The organism is Candidatus Protochlamydia sp. R18 (assembly GCF_000648255.1).
GTDB classification, from domain to species: Bacteria; Chlamydiota; Chlamydiia; order Chlamydiales; family Parachlamydiaceae; genus Protochlamydia; species Protochlamydia amoebophila.
Window position 1 is genome coordinate 1 of the sequence record NZ_BASL01000591.1, and the last position, 260, is coordinate 260.

The window sequence follows — 260 nt, forward strand, 5'->3', positions numbered from 1 at the left end:
TACAAATTTTTTTTGAAGGCAATTATACACGATTAAAAGATTTTAAACAGGTTCTAAGAAAGTTCCATCGGCTTCGGTGCCGATGATGTTCTATCTGACAGCTATTTTTCAACAGATTATTCACACTTTCAATCATAGCCCTCTTTTTTAGCATGAGTTTATCCACTAACGCGATCAATTTATTTTTCATTTTCTTCTTTACTTTTGTGAAAAGATGAATTCCCTTTTGCATTAGAGTATGAGTCAGTTTTTCTGAAATA

The 260-nt window shown here is 31.5% G+C and carries 1 protein-coding gene; it reads right to left on the reverse strand.

Annotation, left to right across the window (positions count from 1 at the left end; genetic code table 11):
- Positions 1 to 22: 22 nt before the first annotated feature.
- Positions 23 to 260: transposase (locus TY19_RS00750; RefSeq protein ID WP_445082239.1), on the reverse strand; the 238-nt coding region annotated here is incomplete at its 5' end.